The organism is Pantoea sp. X-Soil-ISGK-275, from assembly GCF_059730795.1.
This window is the reverse complement of sequence record NZ_AP035977.1, coordinates 744,454-766,448: the sequence shown is the minus strand read 5'-3', so window position 1 is coordinate 766,448 and position 21,995 is coordinate 744,454. Positions and strand designations below refer to the sequence as shown.

The window sequence follows — 21,995 nt, the reverse complement described above, 5'->3', positions numbered from 1 at the left end:
CTTGCGGTTCGGAAAACTCATGTCATCAGTACAACCCCAACTTACTCAGCTGCCGGATGAGGCATCGCTGCCGCGTCAGAGCGTGCTAAAAGCCTTGTTCGCGCTCGGCACCGGCGGCTTTGCCATTGGTACCGGCGAATTCGTCATCATGGGCCTGCTGCCCGATGCAGCCAAAGGCCTCAACGTTTCGATCCCCTCAGCCGGGCATCTCATCAGTATCTATGCGCTTGGCGTGGTGATTGGTGCGCCGCTGCTGGCAGTGCTGGGCGCACGCGCCTCACGCCGTAATTTCCTGATGACGCTGATGGGCCTGTTTGCTGCGGGCAACCTGCTGAGCGCCATTGCGCCGGGTTACTACTCAATGCTGCTGGCGCGTTTCCTCGCCGGTTTCCCGCACGGCACTTTCTTTGGCGTGGCGGCTTTAGTCGCAGCGGGTTTGGTGGAACGGCGCAAACGCGCGCAAGCGGTATCGATGGTGCTGTTTGGCCTGACCATCGCCAACTTACTCGGCGTGCCCGCCGTGACGGCGATCGGCCAATGGTTTGGCTGGCGCGATGCCTTCGCCATTGTCGGCGGTCTGGCGTTGGTGACCTTACTGCTGATTTGGTTGTGGGTGCCAAACGTGGCGGGCGACAAAAATGCCAGCCCGCTGCGCGAATTGTCGGCGCTGACGCGCAAACAGGTATTGCTGACGCTGGCGATTGGCGCGGTAGGCAGCGGCGGTTTGTTCTCGGTGTTTAGCTACGTGAAACCGACCATGACCGAACTGGCGCAGATGCCGGTAAGCTGGATTCCGGCGGTGCTGGCGCTGTTTGGTTTGGGTATGGTCATCGGCAACATCGCCGGTGGTCGTCTGGCCGATCGCGGCATTGAAAAGACCATTCGCATTTTGCTGATTTGGTCATTTCTGGTGCTCAGCGCCTTCGTGTTTGCCGCGCACTATGCGCTGGCAGGCGCCATCAACGTGATGCTGGTGGGCACCATGGTGGCGCTGGCAGCGGTGCTGCAGATCCGTTTGATGGATGTCGCCGGTGATGCGCAAACCATGGCGGCGGCGATGAACCATTCGGCGTTTAACCTCGCCAACGCACTGGGTGCGTGGCTGGGCGGCGTGACCATTTCAGCGGGTTTAGGATGGCAATCCACCGGTTGGGTAGGCGCGATTCTGGCGGTGTTGGGTCTGCTGATTCATGCGGTGGCGATGCGCGATGCACGCCGTAAATCGATTACCTTTGCGCACGAAAGCCATTAACACGTCTCGGTCGCCATTAATGGCGTAATACCGATCAGCGCAGAGCGACTTTCGTTCGCCATGTAATGAGGCAGTTGCAGTACCTCCATGCGGCGACCGAGCAGAGGGCGTCTGGCCACGCCCTCTGCACTCCCGGGCCTTGCGCCAGCCCAACCCGCCGCTACGCGGTACCTTCACTCGTTCACGATTCCTGACGGACCGGTGTCGATTCGCTCCTGCTCAGCGCCACCTCTCGCCGCATCCATGCGGCTCGCCCTGGAATCCTTCATTCGCTCAGCGGGTTAGGATGTCGCCTCAACACCCGCGCTGCAGCGACAATGCATCAACCTGACTCACAATCGCTTAAAATCCCGTAGGGTTGCCATTTATGGCGACCTCAAGCCAACTTCTGCTGCAAAAACGCCATAAACACCCGATTGATCTCACTGCGTTGGCGATGCTGCGGATAGAGCGCATTGAGATGCAGCGAGGTCGGTTGCCACTCTTCTAACACCGTCACCAGCTCACCGCTTGCCAGCGCCGGTGCCACGATAAACTCCGGCAACAGAATCAGCCCCAATCCGGCCACCGCCGCGTCACGTAACATTTCCCCGTTATTACTCACCATCGGCCCATGCACGCTAATCACTTTGCGCTGGTCGCCGTTAAACAGTTCCCAGCCGGTTTGGCTTTCGCGTCCGTAGCGTAAACACAAATGCTCGCTCAGCGCCTCCGGCGTACGCGGCGCGCCTGCGCCTTGCAGGTATGATGGGCTGCCGCAGATCACGCGGCGAAACTCGCCCAGCCGCTTAGCGATCAGGCTCGAATCGGGCAGCGTACCGATGCGGATCGCCATATCAAATCCTTCGCCGACCATATCGACATGCCGATCCGCCAGCTCAACCTGAAACTGCAAGCCCGGATGCAGGCTAAGAAACTCGGCGATAAACGGCGACAGATGGCTGATACCAAACGACATCGGCACGCTCAGGCGAAAGCTGCCTTGTAGTACCTGACGACGGCCCGAAACCGCCAGCTCGGCTTCCTGCACATCATCCAGAATGCGCTGCGCGTGCTGCGCAAACAGCTGACCGTTATCGGTCACCGACAATTTACGCGTGTTGCGATTCAGCAGCCGCGCGCCGAGCGACTCCTCCAGCGCGGCGATGCGGCGACTGACATACTGCTTCGACAGCATCAGCTGTTCAGCGGCGGCGGTGAAGTTACCGGCTTTGATCACGGCTACATAAATGCGAAGATCTTCAATCTGCATATTGTCCACTTATCGGTGACAGTCATTGTCATTATGACGCATTGTTAGGCAAATCAGTTTACGTATACTTATCTGCAACGGGAAGGGCAATCGCCCCCCAACAGCAAATTTGAGGAGCAGACCATGATTGAACAACGCCTGTCAGAACAACGCGGAGTGGGTGACCACGGTTGGTTGAATTCGCATCATACGTTCTCTTTCGCCAATTATTGGGATCCAAAACAAACCGGCTTCTCAGACTTGCTGGTGATCAATGATGACCGCGTTGCACCGGGTCGCGGCTTTGGTGCGCATCCGCACAACAACATGGAGATCATCTCCTATGTGCTGGAAGGCGCGCTGGAGCATAAAGATTCCATGGGCACCGGTTCGGTGATTGTGCCGGGTGATGTGCAGCTGATGAGCGCCGGTAGCGGCGTTACGCACAGCGAGTTTAACCACTCGAAAACCGACAATGTGCACTTCCTGCAGATCTGGATCGTGCCTGGCGAACGCAATTCGCCTCCGGGTTATCAGCAGATTTCGGTGGCGGAAAGTGACAAACGCGGTCAGCTGCGTCTGATTATTTCGCCGGAAGGGGAAAACGGATCGCTTAGCGTGCGTCAGGATATCCGCATTTATGCCGGACTGTTCGACGGTGTTGAGCAGCAAACCCTCGCGCTGGATGCCGATCGTTACGCCTATATTCACGTGGCACGCGGCAGCATCGAAGTGAACGGCGTGAAGTTTAAAGAGGGCGACGGCGCACGTGTACGCAACGAAAGCGCGCTGGAGTTTGCTAACGGCGAAGATGCGGAAGTGCTGGTGTTTGATTTGCGTCCGCTGGAAGTGAATCATCCGCAGCGTTAATGATTAAAAAGCGGTCAAAGAGCAGTGCGAGCCATCGCGCTGCTTTTTTTTATGCGCGATCACAGCGGTTGTAACACTTTTTCTTAACATTAATTGCAGTGATTAAGATCGCAATAATTATTTCCATACTCTCTTTAATAGTTAGCCAATGAACCTAAGCATCACGGCTTAACATGAAGAGGGCAGCATGCAAGAAAAAATCCCCGGAACGCGCTGGTATCGCGTCATCGCCCCGATTCTCATCACCTGCATTGTCTCATTCATGGATCGCGTCAATATCAGCTTTGCGCTGCCTGGCGGTATGGATCAGGATTTGGCGATCACCAGCCAAATGGCTGGCGTAGTAAGCGGTATCTTCTTTATTGGTTATCTGTTTTTACAGGTGCCGGGCGGACGTATCGCGGTGAATGGCAGCGGCAAACGCTTTATCGCCTGGTCGTTGGTAGCGTGGATGGTGGTGTCGATCGCCACCGGTTTTGTCACCAATCACTATCAGCTGCTGGCGCTGCGTTTTGTGCTGGGGATTTCCGAAGGCGGCATGCTGCCGGTGGTGTTAACCATGGTCAGCAACTGGTTCCCGGAAAAAGAGCTGGGTCGCGCCAACGCCTTTGTCATGATGTTCGCGCCGTTAGGTGGCATGTTTACTGCGCCGATATCGGGTTACATCATCAATGTGCTGGACTGGCGCTGGCTGTTCATAATCGAAGGCCTGCTTTCAGCGGTGGTGCTGCTGGTGTGGTGGCTGGTGATCGCCGATCGTCCTGAAGAGGCGCGCTGGTTACCGGCGCGAGAAAAGGAGTATTTGCTGCGCGAACTGGCGCGCGAAAAGGCTCAGCATCTGCAAAAGGAACCGGTCAGCAAAGCGCCGTTGAAAGCGGTGTTTCGCAACTCGGGCCTGATGAAGTTAGTGGCGCTCAACTTCTTCTATTAAACCGGCGATTACGGTTACACGCTGTGGCTGCCGAGTATCCTGAAAAATCTCACCGGTACCAACATGGCGGGCGTTGGTCTGCTGGCGGCGATTCCTTTTGTCGCGACGGTACTCGGCATCTACGCTATTTCGTGGTTAAGCGATCGCACCGGCAAGCGCCGTTTGTGGGTGATGGTGTCGCTGTTCTGTTTTGCCGCTGCCTTGCTGGCATCGGTGGTGCTGCATAATAACGTCGTCGCCGCCTATATCGCGCTGGTGGTGTGCGGCTTCTTCCTCAAAGCGGCAACCAGCCCGTTCTGGTCGATTCCCGGACGTATCGCTGCGCCGGAAGTGGCGGGTAGCGCGCGTGGCGTGATCAATGGCTTGGGTAATCTGGGTGGATTCTGCGGACCGTACTTAGTAGGGATCATGACACTGCTGTATAGCCAAAACGTGGCGATCTGCTGGCTGGCGGGTTCACTGGTGATTGCGGGAATCTTTACGCTGTTACTGCCGAAAGCGTGCGATATCAATCCATCTGAAACGCGCCGACATATGAAAAGTAATCATTTGATGAGTGTGAAACATTAAGTGAAGCGAGGCTGGCACTATTCTGAATATTAATAGTAGAAAGTCAGATTAAATAAAAAGGGAGCGCCTGATGAGGTGCTCCCTTTTTAATGCATTAATCAATCGACAGATTGTGAATAGCCAGCGCAGCGCGCGCGGCTTCTTTACCTTTCTTAATGAAATGCTCGGTATAGAAGTTTTCGATAACATCAACCGGCTGGAAATTATGCGGCGTTAATGACACGGAGAACACCGGCACGTTGGTAGTCAGCTGCACATTCATCAGGCCGTCTACGACCGCAGCGGCAACGAAATCATGGCGATAGATACCGCCGTCAACCACCAGCGCCGCGCAGACAATCGCATCGTATTTACCAGTTTCGGCCAGACGCTTAGCCAGCAGCGGCATTTCAAATGCGCCAGGCACTTCCAGCACTTTTAATTCTGCTTCTACGGATTGATCGGCTAATTCTTTTTCAAATCCCACCAGGGCATTGTGGACAATTTCTTTGTGCCAGCCGGCTTTAATAAATGCAATTTTAATATTCTTCATGGATATTCCGACATCACCTGTAATTGGTTCTTGCGCATAAAATAATGTGTTTGTATACCATATGTTACGTTTGTGATCCACAAAGCCCAGGTAGCGATAAATGCCTTGCTGCTTATTCCCATGTAAACAGTCTGGTTATTCCGCGCTTGACGGCGACCATCGCCTGCAATACAAATAGACGCGTCGGGGGAGTCTCGCCAAAGAGACTGAGAGGCTAATAGCGCACTGCGCGGTTTAGCGACCCTTTGAACCTGACCCAGTTGATACTGGCGTAGGAAGACTGACAGTCTTTATCATTGGGCTGTCTGGCGCTCAAACCAGCTCGATGGATGCGCCATTTCCCTTCTCCTGTATCTGCGGGTCTCAGCTAACACTGAGAGGCCGATGTGAATTCCCCCTGTTTGAACATCCTGGATCCGGCGCTGTGAGCCGCTGGAGCGTGCTTGGCTGCGGCGTGGCGGGCCTATGCGTAGCCACTTTGCTGGCGGAACGCGGTGAAGACGTTGAGGTGATTGGCGATGACGCGCGCCGCCCGGCATCGTGGTTTGCTGGCGGCATGCTGGCGCCCTGGTGTGAAGCCGAAAGCGCGCCGCGCGATGTTATCACTCTTGGGCAACACGCCGCCGCGTGGTGGCAACAGCGCGTCAGCAGCGTCGAGCATCAAGGCACGTTGGTGGTTGCGCCGCCGCGCGATAGCCAGGAACTCAACCGTTTCGCCCGTATGACCGAGCAGCACCAATGGGTCGATCCCGCCGACATCGAACCGGCGCTGGAAGGGCGCTTTGCACGCGGTCTGTTTTTCGCCGGGGAAGCGCATCTCGATCCGCGTCTGGCGTTGCAGGAGATGCGAGTCACGCTGATCGCACGCGGCGTACCATTCAACAATCGTGCGCCGAGCGGCCAGATTATCGATTGTCGCGGCATTCACGCCGCGCCGGAACTGCCGCGCCTGCGTGCGGTGCGCGGCGAAATGCTGATTCTGCACAGCGAAGACGTGCAGTTTTCCCGCCCGATTCGTCTGCTGCATCCGCGTTTTCCCTGCTATTTGGTGCCGCGACGCGGCGGCCACTTTATGCTCGGCGCCACCATGATCGAGAGCGACGACGCCAGCGCCATCAGCGCGCGCGCCATGATGGAGTTGCTCAGCGCCGCCTACGCCATTCATCCGGCTTTAGCCGAAGCGCGCGTCATTGAGAGCGGCAGCGGGCTGCGTCCGGCTTATCCGGCGAATCTGCCGGAAATCCACTATCACAACCACACCTTTTATCTCAACGGCATGTATCGCCACGGTTTTCTGCTGGCACCGATGCTGGCAGAGCAGCTGATGCAGCGTCTTTCTGGGGAACTTAAAAATGAACATTCAGCTTAACGGCCGCCTCATCAGCACGCAGGCAAACAGCCTGAGCGAATTGCTGATCGAGCAGCAAATTGACGCGGCCTGCGTCGCCACCGCCTACAACGGTGCGTTTGTGCCAAAAAGCCAGTACTACACGCAGCTGCTGGATGAAGGTTGCCAGCTTGAAGTGCTGTCACCGATGCAGGGAGGTTAAGCGATGTTTTACGATTTTGACCCGCAATCGCGCTTCCTGCTCGGCACCGCCGGTTATCCTTCGCCCGCCATTTTGCAGCAGGCGATTGCCGCCTCCGGCACCGACATCATCACCGTCAGTTTACGGCGCGAAGGCGCGGCGGGCGCGGCTTTCCGTGAACTGCTGACCGGCCTCAACATCCGCGTGTTACCCAATACCGCCGGTTGTCACACGGTGAAAGAAGCCGTCACCACCGCGCACATGGCGCGCGAACTGTTCAACACCGCGTGGATCAAGCTGGAAGTGATTGGTCACGCCGACACGCTGCAGCCCGATCCTTTCGCGCTGGTGGAAGCCGCGCGCATCCTCAGCGCAGAGGGTTTTCAGGTGTTTCCTTACACCACTGAAGATCTGATCGTCGGCGAAAAACTGCTGGCGGCGGGCTGCGAACTGTTGATGCCGTGGGGCGCGCCGATTGGTTCCGGTCAGGGCTTGCGCAACATCGACGGGCTGCGCGCCATGCGTGCTTGGTTCAGCGACATTCCGCTGATCATTGATGCTGGCATTGGCGCGCCGTCGCAGGCGGCGCAGGCGATGGAGATGGGCTTCGATGGCATTCTGCTCAACACCGCCGTTGCCAAAGCGGGCGATCCGATTGGTATGGCCAACGCCTTCCGACTGGCGATTGAAGCCGGACAGGCCGCACGCGCTGCGGGACTGATGGAGAAGCGCGACATGGCAGCCGCGTCCACGCCGATCTTTGGCCTGGCAAATCTGAGTTGAGGCAGGCAAACATGCAACGTTATCAACGCCAGATGATGCTGCCGGAAATCGGCGAGGCAGGGCAGCAGAAGCTGCTTAAGGCGCGTGTGCTGGTGGCGGGCGCGGGTGGATTGGGCGCTACGCTACTGCCGCAGCTGGTGGGCGCGGGCATCGGCCATATTCGGCTGTATGACGACGATGTAGTTGCGCTGCATAACCTGCATCGGCAAACGCTGTTTACTGAGCAGGATATCGACCAGCCCAAAGTGCTGCGCGCGCAGCAGGCGTTGCAGCAGCGCAATCCGCAGGTGCAAATCGAGGCGCTGCAACAATCGCTGAGCGCCAGCAATGTGCAGCAGGCGCTAGCGGGTTGCGATCTGGTGATCGACGCCGCCGATAACTTTGCCGTCACCTACCAACTTTCCGATGCTTGCATGAAGGCGGGCATTCCGCTGATCAGCGCCTCGGTGCTGGGACGGCAAGGTTACGTCGGCGGATTCTGTGGTGGCGCGCCGAGTTATCGCGCCGTGTTCCCGCGCTTGCCTTCGTCGGCAGCGAACTGCAACACCGCCGGCGTGATGGGCCCGGCGGTGGCAACGCTCGGCGCGATGCAGGCGCAGATGGCGCTCAGCGTGCTGCTGGAATTGCAGCCATCACCGCTCGGTTGTCTGGTGAACTGCGACTTCGTGAACTGGCATTTTCGCCCGTTCCGCTTTGATGATGCGGAAGAGCCGGAACATGCGGTGCCGTTTATTGACCCGCAACAGCTCGCCGCCGATGACTGCATTGTTGAACTGCGCAGCTGTGAAGAAGCGCCGGTCAGCGTGGCGGATGGCGTTGAGCGCATCTTGCCGCAGGCGATTGCGGCATGGCAGCCGCCCGCCCAGCAGCGCATCGTGCTGGTGTGCGCCAGCGGCATCCGCGCCGCGCAGGCCGCTAGCGCGCTGGCGCAGCGTGGATTTCATCAGCTGGCGATTCTGGCGGCCAATCGCCCATGAATCAGGACATTTTCTTCAACGATGTGAGTTTTAGCTGGGGCGATAAACCGCTGTGTCAGAGGCTGAATTTGCAACTGCGCGGCGGCAAAACCACGGTAATGCTGGGACGCAGCGGCATCGGCAAAAGTACGCTGCTGCGGCTGGTGGCCGGATTACTCAAGCCGCAGCAGGGCGCGGTGCAGGGCTTAAGCGGCAACGTAGCGTGGATGGGCCAGCAGGATCTGCTTTATCCATGGCTGACGGTGCTCGACAACGTGATGCTGTCGGCGCGGCTCAGCGGCGAAAAGCCGGATCGTCCGCGCGCGCTGGCGCTGCTGGAGCAGGTGAAACTCAGTGACGTAGCGCATGCGCCGTCGCAGCAACTTTCGGGCGGCATGCGGCAACGCGTGGCGCTGGCACGCACGCTCTATGCGCAGCGCGACGTGGTGCTGATGGATGAACCTTTCGCCACGCTGGATGTGATGACCAAACTCAGCCTGCAAACGCTGACTGCCGAATTACTGCAAGGCAAAACCGTGCTGCTGGTGACGCACGATCCGCTGGAAGCGTGCCGCATGGCCGATGACATTCTGCTGCTGCAAGGCCAGCCGCTGGCCATCGAAAGCTGGCCGGTTCCCGGCGGTGACGCGCCGCGTGCGTTTGATCATCCCGACGTGCTGCAGGCGCAGGCTCAACTCTTTACCCGACTGAATACCCATGAAAACATTGTTTAGCGCGATCTACCTGATCGTGGTGCTGCTGTGCGGCTGGCTGCTGGCGGGTCACAGCGGCGTGCCAACCTTCCTGCTGCCCACGCCGCAGGCGGTGTTTGAAGCGCTGTGGTTGCATCGTCAACTGCTGTGGCATCACGCGCTCTATACGCTGGCGGAAATTGTGCTGGCGCTGCTGCTGGGCGTTGGCGCGGGCGTGACGTTGGCGGTGCTGATGGCGGCCAGTCCGCTGCTGCGTCGTGTGCTGTTTCCGCTGGTCACCGCCAGCCAGGCGATTCCGGTGTTTGCCCTTGCGCCGCTGCTGGTGCTGTGGCTCGGTTTTGGTATCGCCTCGAAAGTGGTGGTAGCGGCTTTAATCCTGTTTTTCCCGCTGTGCTTATCGCTGTTCGATGGGCTGTGCCGCACGCCCAGCGGCTGGCTGGAACTGGCGCAAACCAGCACGTCATCGTGCTTCAGCATCTTCTGGCGCGTGCGCTGGCCCGCCGCGTTACCGCAATTTTTCTCCGGCCTGCAGATGGCCGTGGTGCTGGCGCCGATTGGCGTGGTGATTGGTGAATGGGTCGGCGCCAGCGAAGGGCTTGGCTATCTGATGATGCAATCCAACGCGCGACTGGAAACCGCCACCAGCTTCGCGGCACTGCTGCTGTTACTGATTCTGGCGCTGCTGCTTTCGGGCAGCGTAGCGCTAATGCGCAAGAAACTCCTCTGGCAATCTACATAAGGAAGTACCGTGAATACCCTACGAATCGCATTGACCGCGTTGCTGCTGCTGGCGACCGCTAACGTCCAGGCGGCGGAGAAAGTTCGTCTGCTGCTCGACTGGTTTATTAACCCCAACCACGCGGCGATTTTTGCTGCCCAGCACAGCGGCGCGTTTAAGAAAGAGGGGCTGGATGTGGAGATGATCGCGCCGGCCGATTCTGCTTCGGTGCCGTTGCTGCTGGCGGCGGGTAAAGTCGATCTCGCCATCAGCTACCAGCCGCAGCTCTACACGCTGGTGGATAAAGAGGTGCCGGTGATCCGCGTCGGCACGTTGATTAATCAGCCGCTGAATACGCTGACCACGGTGTCGAGTGATATCCACTCGCTGAAAGATTTCGCGGGCAAAACCATCGGTTATGCGGTGCCGGGCACCGAAGATGTGGCGATTCGCAATATGCTGAAATCACAGGGCGTTGATGCTGACTCGGTGAAGCTTATCAACCTGAATATGGATGGCACCTCCGCGCTGCTGACGCACAAGATTGATGGCGCGATGACCATCTTCCGCAACTACGAGCTGCTGGACCTGAAAGACAAAGGTGCCAAGCCAACGGTGTTTAAACCGGAAGATTATGGCGTGCCTGCTTATGATGAGCTGATCATTGTGGCAAACCAGAAAACTGCCGCGCAGGATAGACGCATTCCGGCGTTTTTAAGTGGTCTGGATGCCGGTGTGGCGTGGCTGCGTGCACATCCGCAGGAAGCGTGGCAGGCGTTTATTAAGCAATATCCCGAGCTGAATACCCCGCTCAATCACGAAGCGTGGCAGGCGACGCTGCCGTATTTCGCCGCGCACAGTGCGGAGTTTGATCAGGCGCGCTATCAGGCGTTTGGTGAATATATGAAGGCCAATGGCGTGATTAAAGTTGTGGCACCTATGGCGCGATATTCGTTGTAGGTTGGTGCGTTGTCCCTCACCCCAACCCTCTCCCGCGCGCGGGAGAGGGAGCTGACCGCGCCCACCTCCACATTCCCTCTCCCGCCTGCGGGAGAGGGCCAGGGTGAGGGAAACCACGCACAATTCCCTTGCACCCGCACTTATTTTTGATAATGATATTTATTCTCAACTATCAAGTGATGGACAACCTGATGCGTTTCCCCGCTCTTTCTCTGCTACTTAGCCTGTTTTTCATTTGCACCCATGTATATGCCGACGCCGCCTGGCCGCGCACTCTCGCCACACCGAAAGGCCCGTTCACTCTCCAACAGCCGCCGCAGCGTATTGTCTCTACCAGCGTGACGTTGAGTGGCACTTTGCTGGCGATTAACGCGCCGCTGGTGGGATCCGGGGCTACCAGTCGCAGCAGCAGCGTGTCGGATGCGCAGGGTTTTTTCACGCAATGGAGCGCAGTGGCAAAAGCGCGACAGGTTAAGCCGCTCTATATCTCGCAGCCGAATGCCGAAGCGATTGCCGCCGAAGCGCCAGATTTGATCGTGATGGCTGCCACCGGCGGCGATTCGGCGCTGCGCCTTTACGATCAACTGCAAACCATCGCCCCGGTGTTAGTGATCGATTACGGCGACAAGAGCTGGCAGGCATTGACCTTGCAGCTGGGCGAGATTACCGGCCATGAAGCCGATGCTAAAAAGGTGATTGCAGCGTTCGACCAACGGGTAGACGCGGTGCGTCACAAGATCACGCTGCCGCCGCAGCCGACCTCTGCGCTGGTCTATTACGAAGATGGACGCGGAATGAACTTGTGGACGCCAGCATCGGCGCAGGGCGCGCTGTTGCAGGATTTGGGCTTCACGCTGGCCGCGCCGCCCGCCAGTTTTCAGGGCAGCACCAGCATGGGCAAGCGCAATGACATTATTCAGCTGAACGGCGAAAACATGGCCGATGGTATTACCGGCAACACGCTGTTACTGTTCGCCGCCGATGAAAAAACCGTGCCGCAGGTGGCGAAGAATCCGTTCCTCGCCCATCTTCCGGCAGTACGGCAGCACGACATCTTTGCCGTAGGTAACGACACCTTCCGCCTCGATTACTATAGCGCCAGCAATATGCTCAGCAGCATCGAGCGGCAGTTTAGCCGTTAAGCATCGGCGGTGGCGGGTTGTGGCGCGTCCGGTTGTTCACCGAGGCGCGCCGAGCGCAGACCGCGCGCCGCCAGCGACAGCAGCACCAGCAATCCCGCCGCCAATCCGCCAAACCACAGTACGCTGCTCAGCGGTGCCAGTGCGCGAGCCAGTACACCCAATCCCAATGCCCCAACGGAATCGCCGGTGACATCCTGCGCGGTGCCAAGGCTGTTGACGCGTCCCAGCAGCGCATCCGGCGTGTGATGCTGCGTCAGCATAAACTGCAATAGCGAGGCGATGGCGTTGCTGTAGCCGTAACACACCAGCGCCAGCAGCGCGGGCAGAAGATGGCTATAAAGGCCGAGCGAGGCGATGCAGGCAAACGCCAGCAGCGCACAGCCAATCAGCACCAATCCCGGACGCGCCAACTGCCGCACCCAGCCGCTGGTAAAAGCACCGATCATCGCACCCAGCGGTACCGCCGAGTACATCAATCCTAATGCGGATGCATCGGCGTGATAGGTCAGCGCCAGCGCCGGGAACAGAATACGCACCGCGCCAACCATGCTGAGCAGCAAGCCAACCAGCACTACCGCGCCAACCACTTTATGCTGGCAGACAAACTGCATGCCGCTTGCCAGCGCACGCAGCGGATGCTCCGGTTCCTGCTGTTCGGGCTTCATCGACGGTAAACGCACCAGCGGAATCAGCGTCGCCAGCGTACCGATCGCGGCGACCGCAAAGGCCCAGCCGACACCTGCCGCGACGATGATCATACCGCCGAGCGCGGGCGACAAAATCGCGCCGAGGCGCACCGTTAGCATGCTGAGCGCACCGGCTTCTGCCAGATGTTCACGTCCAACGATTAATGGGATCACCGCCATCAGCGCAGTCATGCCGAGCGCGCCAAAGAAGCCATCCCAGAAGGCGAGGAAGTAGAGCGCCAGCAACGACGGCGCTGGGCTGAAGGCGTTGAGGCTGAGCAGCACAAAGCCGATGCCGCAGGTGCCGCGTGCGAACAGAATTAGCTTGCGGCGATCGTAGCGATCGGCCAGCACGCCGCCGAGCAGCAGGCCGATAAACATGCCGATGCCGTCGAGCATGACCGCCACGCCGACCTGCAGCGTGGAGCCGGTCATCGCCTGAATTTGCACCGGCACGCCAACCGCCAGCATGCCAAGGGCGAATACCGAGAGCATGCGCGCGCAGAATATCGCGCGGAACGATGCGTTGTTTTTGAGCAAACTGAAATCTAAGAATATCGAGGGCTTAGCCATGATTCTCCAGTGTATGTGAACGAGGTCGCCATTAATGGCGACCCTACGATGCGCGGTTGTTGCCGGTCGCCATAAATGACGACCCTACAAAAAGGTATCTAACCTCAACCCGCCAACAAACGATTAATCAACGGTCCCAACACCTTCAACGAATCCGCCGAAAGAATATCGGCGTGCTCGCAATCCAGCGGGAAGATGGTTAATTCATCAACGAACGGTGCCCAACTGGCGCGCACATCCATATCCGGCGGCAGGGTTTTCTCAGCCATAAACAGCGTGGCGTTGCCGGCGTAACGCGGGGTGCGCGCTTCGGTGAGGCGCGCGACCGCGTCTTTGTAGTTGGCGACGATGGTGTTAAACATTGCCGCCTTCTCCTCACGCAGCAGCGGATCGCGCTCATCCTCGGTCGCAGCCATAAACTCGGCCTGCTCGCGCGCCACTTCCTGTTCCGCTTCGTCGGCGTCCGGCGTGCGCCAGTCCTGACCTTCTGCCGGATAGGTATCCAGCAGGCCAAGGAATGCCACCGTTTCACCCTGCGCCTGCAAACGTGCCGCGATGCCTTGCGCCAGCGTGCCGCCGAGTGAATAGCCGAGCAGGAAATACGGACCGCTCGGCTGCTGCTGGCGAATCGCCTGCAGATGGTGATCGCACATCGCCTCCACGCTGTGACACGCAGCAATCACGCCATGTGGACGCGGCGATTGCAGGCCGACAATCGGGAAGTCGCCGTCGAGATAGTGCAGCAGGGCGCTGTATTGCCAGGCGAAGCCGGATGCCGGATGGATGCAGAATAGCGTCGGGCCTTGACCAGCACGCAGCGGCAGCAGTTCGCCGTTGCCACCGCTTTCACTGTTGGCATCGCCGTCGAGCAGCGCCGCCAGTTTCTCCACGCTGCGCGCGGCGATGATCTGCCCGACGCTGAGCGGCGGCACCTCGCGACGACGCAGTTCCGCCGCCAGACGCATTGCCAGCAGCGAATGACCACCGAGCGCGAAGAAATCATCGTCGGCAAATACGCTGTCGCAACCGAGCAGCTGCTGGAACAGATCCGCCAGCAGACGCTCGTTGGCGCTGTGCGGCAGGCGACCGCTGCGCGCGCTGAGCTGCGGCATCGGCAGCGCTTTACGATCCAGCTTGCCGTTGGCGCTGAGTGGCAGATGGTCGAGCAGCAGATAGCTGACCGGCTGCATATGCGCCGGCAGACGTTCACCCAGCTGCTGCTTCACCGTTTCGATATCCAGCGCTGCGCCCGCTTCGGCCACCAGCCAGCCGAGCAGCTGACGGTTATCGACGCCCGGCGTGGCGTGCTGCGTCAGCGTACGCGCCGCGACCACCGCCTGCGCCACGCCCGGCAGCGCCACTAACGCCTGTTCGATTTCACCTGGCTCGATACGCTGTCCGCGCATCTTCAGCTGGTCGTCGCTGCGGCCGAGATATTCCACCGCACCGTCAGCGCGCCAGCTGGCGATATCGCCGGTGCGATACATGCGCTCGCCTTCGGCAAACGGCGCGGCGACAAAGCGCTGTGACGTGAGGTCGGCGCGATGCAAATAGCCATCGGCCAGCTGCACGCCGCTGAGATAGAGATCGCCCGGCACGCCAACCGGCACCGGACGCAGCAGGCTATCGAGAATATGCAGCTGCGTGTTCCACACTGGACGGCCAATCGGCACGCCCGGCCCGTTGAGGCCGTCCAGCGCGCTGCCGCTGGCGGGTTGCCAGGTGACATCAACGGCGGCTTCGGTTGGGCCATACAGATTGTGCAGCGGCGCGGCGATCACTTCCTGATAGCTGCGCGCCAAATCGCACGCCAGCGCTTCACCGCTGCAGAATACGCGGCGCAGCGTCGGGCAAGCCCGATCGGTTTGCGCGGCGAGATGGCCGACAAAGGCCGCCAGCATCGAGGGAACGAAGTGCAGGGTGGTCACGCGATAATCGTCAATCAGCTGCCACAGCGCCTGCGGATCGCGATGCGCTTCCGGCGGAGCCATCATCAGCTGCGCACCGGTCATCAGCGGCCAGAAGAATTCCCACACCGAAACATCAAAGCTGCACGGTGTCTTCTGCAATACCACGTCATCGGCGCGCAGCGGATAGCTGGCCTGCATCCAGCGCAGGCGGTTGACGATGGCGCGCTGATTCACCACCACGCCTTTCGGTTTGCCGGTTGAGCCGGAGGTATAAAGCACGTAAGCCGGGCGACTGGCATCCGCCTGCGGCAAAGAGTGGCGCGGCTGAATGTGTTCAGCGGCTAAGCCATCAAACATCATCAGCGTGCCAAACGCAGCGAAGCGGGTTTCCAGCGCGGATTCGGTGATCAACACCCAAGGCCGCGCATCTTCTACCATGTAAGCCAGACGTTCATCGGGATAACCGATATCCAGCGGTAAATAGGCCGCACCTGCCTGCAGGATGGCAGTAAGCGCAATGCTGAGGCGCACCGAACGTGGCAGCGCCACGGCAACGATATCGCCCGGCATCACGCCCGCTTCAATCAGGCGATCCGCCAGCAGCATGGCCTGACGCTGCATTTCGCCGTAGCTCAGACGATGCTCCATATCCATTAGCGCCAGCGCGTCCGGCGTGCGCGCCGCCTGCTGGGCAATCGCCTGTTGCAGGGTTTCATTTTCCAGCTGTACGCCGGTGTTGTTGACCCAGGCGAGCAGCGATTGCTCGGCCAGCGTTTGCAACTTCCACTGCGTCAGCGGCAGATCCGGCGTGCTGACCAGCTGTTGCAGCAGCAATTGCAGCCGCTCGGCCAGACGTTCCGGCTCGCTGACGCAGTCGCGATACTCCATCAGCAACGTCAGCTGTTCGCCCGGCAGCACCAGCAGCGTCAGCGGATAGTGCGTGTAACCACGATTGTGAATCGCTTCACAGCGCACGGCGGCGTTGGCATCCAGCAGCGTTTGGTTGTCCGGATAGTTCTCCACCACCAGCAAGGTATCGAACAGCGTTCCGGCACCGACCAGCTGCTGGATCTCGGCGAGACCGAGGCAATCCTGCTCAATCAGCTGGATTTGCTGCGCCTGATGATCGGCGAGCTGCGCCAGTAATGGACGCTGATGATCGAAGCGCATGCGCACCGGCAGCGTGTTGCTGAACAGGCCAACGTGCTGATCGATGCCGTCAATCTGGCCAAAACGGCCAGAAACCGGCGCACCAAACACCACGTCTTGCTGGCCGCTGGCGACCGACAGCATCAAGCCCCACAATCCCTGCATCACGGTGTTCAGGGTTAAGCCGCGCGCCCGGCACAGCGCATAGAGTTCCCGCTCCAGCGTGGCATCCAGCGTAATGCGCTTTTCATTGACCGCGCTGTCGGCAGCCTGCGGATAGAGCAGCGTCGGACGCACCTCTTGCAGGCATTCCTGCCACTGCTGACGCGCTTCGTGGCTGTCGCGCTGGCTGAGCTGACGCACAATGTCGGCGTAGCTGCTGCTGTGCGCGGGCAAGGTGTGCTGGCGCAGCGCGCTGAGCAGATCGTTGAGGATCACCGGCGTTGACCAGCCATCCACCACCAGATGATGCGCGTTGAGCAGCAGCGTCCAGCGCATGCCATCGCGATGGGAGATCAACGTGGCTTGCAGCATGATCGGCTGGCTAAACAGATCCTGCGCCAGCGCCTGATGTTCCAGCGCTACAAGGTCATCTTCGTCGGCTAGCTGATGCAGCGTCAGCGGCCAGTGCAATTCCGTTTCAGGTATCAGCTGCAGCGGTTGCAGGCTGAGTTCAGCATCGAAGCGCGCCGCCAGCTGCGGATGGCGTTGTAACACCGCGTCGAGCGCGGTTTGTACCGCTGCGGGGCTGATATCGCCGCTGATTGTCAGGCGGGTTAACGAGTTATAGCTGCCTTGCTGCGCGGTGGTTTGTGCGTGGAACAGCAGACCTTTTTGCAGCGGCAGCAGCGGCAGCGCATGGCTGAACGCGCCGTGACGCGCATACAACTGTTGCAGCACAGCATCATCAACGCCTTCCAGCGCCACCTCGGCGGCAACCAGCGTATTGGCGGCGTGCTGCGGCTGCTGTTGTGCCAACGTGATCAGCGCCTGTGCGGTAGCGGCCATTGCCTGATGTAATTTGGCAATCGCCTCGGCGTTGAGCACGCCTTCCGCCCAGCTCCAGTTCAGCGCCAGCTGCGCCGCATGCGGCTGCTCTTCAACGAAGACGTTGAGTTCCAGCGCGTGCTGCAGCGGCAGCGCCTCATCCTGCAGTACCGCAAAGGTGTCGCGGAACTGCTGCGCGGTGCGCTGTGGTGACCAGTCACCGCTGCGCTGCGTGAAACGTCCAAGGTAGTTGAACAGCACCTGCGGCGCGTGTTGTGCCGCCAGTTTTTCCAGCGTCACGCCGCGATGGGCATCAAGCCAGCGCAGCTGCCCGTAGCCAATACCGCGATCCGGCACCGCACGCAGCACCGCTTTCACCGCGCGTACGCACTCATTGAGCGGTGCGTGTGGATTTTCGGGTAACGGCAGCAGCAGCGGGAATTCCGCCGTCAGCCAGCCGACAGTGCGCGCCAGATCCTGCTGTGCATGCAGTTCGGCACGACCATGCGACTCCAGCGTGACGCGCTGCTGTGCGCTGCCGTTGAGTTGGCGCAATGCCATCGTCAGCAGCGTCAGCAGCAGCTCTTCGCTGGTGGCGCGATAGTGCTGCGGCAGCGTGTTGAGCAGCGCGTGCGTGGTGGATGCATCGAGCAGCGTGCGTTGATGCTGTTGGCGATCGCGGAGCTGAATTGCTCGTTCACCGATAAGCGGCAGCGGTTCGGCCAGCATCTGTTGCCAGAACGGTAACTCGCTGGCGCGCGCCGACAGGTTCGCCAGCAGCGCGGCTGACCAGTCATGCAGCGAGGTTTCCTCTGCGGGGATCACCAGCGGCGCGTTATTGATCAGCGCGTCACCGGCCTGTTGCAGCTCATCCAGCAATACGCGCCAGGAGACGCCATCAACAATCAGGTGATGCAGCGTCAGCACCAAACCACAGCTGATACCGTCTTGCTGTAGCAGCGTGGCGCGAAGCAGCGCGCCGTTTGCCGGATCGAGCGCCTCCGCATCTTCGCTAAACGCCTGTTCCGCTGCGCGGTCGCGATCCTGCACCTCAAGCACACGCACGCGGGCAGGGCGCGACGCCAGCGCTTCGCCAACAAACAGCTGATCGCCGCGCGTGAAGGCGTTGAGCGCCGGATGTGCCTGCGCCAGCTGATCGATTAACTGTTCCAGCTGTGCGAGCTGCAACTGCGGCGGCACCGACAGCAGCACGCCGTGCGCAAAGCGCGCATTGATTCCCGCCTGGGCGTTGAACCAGTGCAGAATCGGCAAGCCGCCAATCGCGCCCTGTTGCGCTACGCGCGCGCCAGTGTGGTGCTGCGCCAGCGGATGCAACCCCCGCGCCATGCGTGCAGCGGTGCGTTCGGCAAATATTTCGCGTGGACGCAGCAAATAACCGGCGCGACGTGCGGCGGTGCTGAGCCCCATTGCAGAGATACTGTCGCCGCCGAGCGCGAAGAAATCATCTTCCGCTCCAACGCTCTCCAGCCCCAGCAGGCTGGCGATCGCGTGGCAAATCAGCTGCTCCTGCGGCGTGCTGGCGGCGCGACTTTGACTTTGGTGCGCCTGTTGTGGCTTCGGCAGCGCCTGGCGATCAATCTTGCCGTTAACGTTGAGTGGCAATTCGTCCATCACCATCAATACCGCAGGCACCATGTAATCTGGCAGCTGCGTGGCCAGTTGCGCCAGCAAACGGGCGCTGAGATCGGCATCGGCGCGCAACGCGTCATCCTGCACCGAGCAGTAACCAATCAGGCGATGCGTGGCACCTATCACTTCGGCGATCACCACGGCGGTGCTGACTTCCGGCAGCGCCACCAGCGCGTTTTCCACTTCACCAAGTTCAACGCGGAAGCCGCGCACTTTAATCTGGTGATCGGTACGCCCAATAAACGCCAGCTGACCATCCTGCCGCCAGCGCATCAGGTCGCCGCTGCGGTACATCACATCGCCGTCGCGGAAAGGGTTAGCGACAAAGCGTCCGCTGGTGAGATCGGGACGGCGCAGATAACCGCGCGCGATGCCGGTTCCGGCGATATACAGCTCGCCAGCGCAGCCAATCGGCACCTGACGCAGCTGGTTATCCAGCAGATAGACTTCGCTGTTGCCCACCGGACGACCAATTACCGGCTGCGGCGAAGCCATGACGCTGGCGCCCAGCGTATCGATGGTGTATTCCGACGGGCCGTAATAGTTGTGAATCTCCATCTGCTGCTGTTGCTGCATCAGCTTCCACAGCGTTGGCGTGGCCGCTTCACCGCCAATCATCACGAAGGAGGGGCGATGGTTATCGGTTTCCAGCAGGCCGCTGTCGATCATCTGTGAGAAGAACGACGGGGTGATATCCAGCAAATCGACCGGCACCGCGTTCATCTGCTGAATCAAGCCCCACGCGTCGCGGCGCAGCTCTTCGTCGAAGATATTCAGCTCACAGCCCATCAGCATGCAGAACAGCGGTTCCCATGAAGAATCGAACGAGAAGGAGGCGGTGTGACCGGCGCGCATGCGGCGCGGGCTGTTGGCAGTGAAGCGCGCAATCGCCGGGCCGAACAAATGCTCGCGGTGCGACAGGAACAGATTGAGCAAACCTTGATGGGTGCTCATCACGCCTTTCGGGCGGCCGGTCGAACCTGAGGTGTAGATCATGTAGGCCAGATCGTCGCCGCACAGTTGGGTGTCAGGTCGTGCGGTGGAATAATCGCTCAATACAAGCTGGTCAATGCGCAGATGCGGCAACTCAGGCATTTGCGCCAGCGTGCTGGAGTGCGTCAGCAGCAGCTTAGGCTGCGCGTCATCACACATCAGCGCCAGGCGTTCGCGTGGATAATCGAGATCGAGCGGCATATAGGCCGCGCCGCTCGCCAGCACGCCGAATATCGCCACCAGAGAATCCACTGAACGTGGAATACCAATCGCCACTACGTCGTCCGCTTGTAAACCGCGTGCGATCAGCAGGTGCGCCAGTTGCATCGCGCGATCGGCGAGCTGGCGATAGCTGAGGCTGCGCTCGGCGCACACCACCGCAGTTTGCGCGCCGTATTGCTCCGCAGCTTGCAACAGGATATCGACGATGGTGCAGGTATCGGCAGGCGGCACGATGGTGGGGCCGGTCGACCAGCGTTGCAGATCGATCTGCTCCTGCGGCGCCAGCAATGACAGCGCGCCCAGGCTCATGTTGGCATCCGCCGCGAACTGCGTGAGCAGATGGCTGATACGCTCGGCGTGACGTTGTAGCGTTTGCGCATCGTAGCGGCGCGGGTTAGCCACCAGTGTGAGCTGTAATACGCCATCGCGGAAGCCGACTTCAAACTCCAGATCGTCTACCGGGCCCATCGCCAGCGTGTGGGTTGGGGCAGCATGGCCGTCGAATTGCAGATCGTCGTGGTAAACCTTGACGTTAATCACCGGGCCATACAGCGTCTGGCTGCTGCCGACCAGGCCGAGATCGCGGCGCAGCTGTTCTGCTTCATAGCGCTGATGACGGCGCGCTTTGCGGATTTCGCCTTGCACCTGCTGCACCAGCATCGGCAACGTCATCTCATCGCTAACGGTGAAAATCAGCGGCAACACGTTGACCACCGGGCCGAGCGTGGAAATCGCCGCCGAACCCATGCGGCGCATAAACGGGAAGCCAATCGACAAACGTTGGCTGTTGCTGAAGCGGGCCAGATAAGCCACCAACAGCGCGCTGACGATATCGCCTTCGCTACTGTCGGCCAATTGTTGTTGCTGACGCAGCGTGGCCAGTTGCGGCAGCGTGACCTGACAGCTGATCGGACGATCGCCATGATCGCTCACATTTTCGCTGGACAGCGTCAGCGTCTCTGGCAGATCCGCTGCGTAGCTTTGCCAGTGGCTAGCGGAGCGCGCATATGCAGGTGAATCCTGCCACTGCTGAATCTCTTCAATCACCGTGGTGAACGGGGTAAACGGCGAGGGCGCGGGCGTTGCTCCGGCGCAAAGGGCGGCATAGATCGCCGCGACGCGTTGGGTCAGCGCTTCAAAACTGAAACCATCCACCAGCAAATGGTGATAGCGCTGATACCACAGCCAGCTGCCGTCGCCGATGCGCATCAGCGCGTGACGATAAAGCGGTTTGTCGCCGTCGGCGGGCAGCTCGGCGGCGAGATCGGCCTGCATTAGTTTGTGCGCCTGGCTGCTCGCATCGGCACGCTGGCTGAAATCGTGCCATTCCGGCGCGACCGGCGCTTGCGCATCAAACCACTGCGCCGGATTGCCATTATCGTCAAGGCCGAAGCGCGCCTGCACAGTATCGGCTTCCGCCATCGCTTGCTGAATGGCGCTGTCCAGCGCCGCCCGATTGATGTTGCCGTGCAGCACGCTGTAGTGCGCCACGGTAAATTGGTTGCGCGGCTGCGCAATGCTGTCAGCGATCCAGATGCCGGGCTGCGCCGCGACTAAAGGATAGGCCGCTGAAGGGGCCGGATTAAACGTTGCCAAAGGACAATTCCTGTCGAGAAAAACGATTAAAAAAAGAGAAAG

14 protein-coding genes, 1 pseudogene and 1 riboswitch are annotated in these 21,995 nt (G+C 59.9%); of the genes and pseudogenes, 11 read left to right on the top strand and 4 right to left on the bottom strand.

Going from position 1 to position 21,995, the window contains the following annotated elements; all coding sequences use genetic code 11:
* Positions 1 to 19 precede the first annotated feature (19 nt).
* Positions 20 to 1,252, top strand: a complete 1,233-nt coding sequence (locus AC6I8A_RS23010; RefSeq protein ID WP_497819288.1) for an MFS transporter — start codon at positions 20 to 22, stop codon at positions 1,250 to 1,252.
* Positions 1,253 to 1,628: 376 nt separating this feature from the next.
* Here the strand turns inward: AC6I8A_RS23010 and AC6I8A_RS23005 are convergent, their stop codons facing one another.
* Positions 1,629 to 2,504: a LysR family transcriptional regulator gene (locus AC6I8A_RS23005; protein ID WP_479485615.1), complete on the bottom strand. Its 876-nt coding sequence runs from the start codon at positions 2,502 to 2,504 to the stop codon at positions 1,629 to 1,631.
* 123 nt (positions 2,505 to 2,627) lie between these two features.
* Here AC6I8A_RS23005 and AC6I8A_RS23000 point away from each other — a divergent pair, with 123 nt between their 5' ends.
* Positions 2,628 to 3,353, top strand: a complete 726-nt coding sequence (locus tag AC6I8A_RS23000; protein ID WP_497819287.1) for a pirin family protein — start codon at positions 2,628 to 2,630, stop codon at positions 3,351 to 3,353.
* 187 nt (positions 3,354 to 3,540) lie between these two features.
* Positions 3,541 to 4,854: pseudogene (locus AC6I8A_RS22995) on the top strand (MFS transporter).
* 94 nt (positions 4,855 to 4,948) lie between these two features.
* On the opposite strand, the gene AC6I8A_RS22990 reads toward AC6I8A_RS22995, so the two are convergent.
* Positions 4,949 to 5,386 (bottom strand): 6,7-dimethyl-8-ribityllumazine synthase, encoded by a 438-nt coding sequence (locus tag AC6I8A_RS22990; RefSeq protein WP_061719087.1) that lies wholly within the window; start codon positions 5,384 to 5,386, stop codon positions 4,949 to 4,951.
* A 175-nt stretch (positions 5,387 to 5,561) separates the two neighbouring features.
* Positions 5,562 to 5,681, top strand: a riboswitch (TPP riboswitch).
* 129 nt (positions 5,682 to 5,810) lie between these two features.
* Between AC6I8A_RS22990 and AC6I8A_RS22985 the strand changes: the two genes are divergently transcribed.
* From AC6I8A_RS22985 to fepB, 8 genes are all read left to right on the top strand, one after another.
* Positions 5,811 to 6,755, top strand: a complete 945-nt coding sequence (locus tag AC6I8A_RS22985) for an FAD-dependent oxidoreductase (protein WP_497819286.1) — start codon at positions 5,811 to 5,813, stop codon at positions 6,753 to 6,755.
* Positions 6,739 to 6,936 carry a sulfur carrier protein ThiS gene (gene thiS / locus AC6I8A_RS22980; RefSeq protein WP_256698512.1) on the top strand — a complete coding sequence of 66 codons (198 nt, stop codon included), beginning with the start codon at positions 6,739 to 6,741 and terminating at the stop codon, positions 6,934 to 6,936. Before AC6I8A_RS22985 ends, thiS begins: the two co-directional genes overlap by 17 nt.
* Positions 6,937 to 6,939: 3 nt before the next feature.
* Complete coding sequence (locus AC6I8A_RS22975; protein WP_008110718.1) at positions 6,940 to 7,698, top strand: thiazole synthase; 759 nt, start codon at positions 6,940 to 6,942, stop codon at positions 7,696 to 7,698.
* 11 nt (positions 7,699 to 7,709) lie between these two features.
* The gene (locus tag AC6I8A_RS22970) at positions 7,710 to 8,675 is read left to right on the top strand and encodes a HesA/MoeB/ThiF family protein (RefSeq protein WP_497819285.1); all 966 of its coding nucleotides are present in this window, start codon (positions 7,710 to 7,712) and stop codon (positions 8,673 to 8,675) included.
* Entirely contained in the window at positions 8,672 to 9,388 is a 717-nt protein-coding gene (locus AC6I8A_RS22965) for an ABC transporter ATP-binding protein (protein ID WP_497819284.1), read from the top strand. Before AC6I8A_RS22970 ends, AC6I8A_RS22965 begins: the two co-directional genes overlap by 4 nt.
* Entirely contained in the window at positions 9,372 to 10,106 is a 735-nt protein-coding gene (locus AC6I8A_RS22960; RefSeq protein ID WP_497819283.1) for an ABC transporter permease, read from the top strand. Before AC6I8A_RS22965 ends, AC6I8A_RS22960 begins: the two co-directional genes overlap by 17 nt.
* Before the next feature lie 9 nt (positions 10,107 to 10,115).
* A complete protein-coding gene (locus AC6I8A_RS22955; protein WP_293792535.1) occupies positions 10,116 to 11,045 on the top strand; it encodes an ABC transporter substrate-binding protein in 930 nt (309 codons plus the stop codon).
* A 191-nt stretch (positions 11,046 to 11,236) separates the two neighbouring features.
* Positions 11,237 to 12,187: a Fe2+-enterobactin ABC transporter substrate-binding protein gene (gene fepB, locus AC6I8A_RS22950; protein WP_497819282.1), complete on the top strand. Its 951-nt coding sequence runs from the start codon at positions 11,237 to 11,239 to the stop codon at positions 12,185 to 12,187.
* Here the strand turns inward: fepB and entS are convergent.
* Complete coding sequence (gene entS / locus AC6I8A_RS22945) at positions 12,184 to 13,446, bottom strand: enterobactin transporter EntS (RefSeq protein ID WP_497819281.1); 1,263 nt, start codon at positions 13,444 to 13,446, stop codon at positions 12,184 to 12,186. The two genes, fepB and entS, sit on opposite strands and share 4 nt — an antisense overlap.
* Before the next feature lie 104 nt (positions 13,447 to 13,550).
* Positions 13,551 to 21,953: an amino acid adenylation domain-containing protein gene (locus AC6I8A_RS22940; RefSeq protein WP_497819280.1), complete on the bottom strand. Its 8,403-nt coding sequence runs from the start codon at positions 21,951 to 21,953 to the stop codon at positions 13,551 to 13,553.
* Positions 21,954 to 21,995 lie beyond the last annotated feature (42 nt).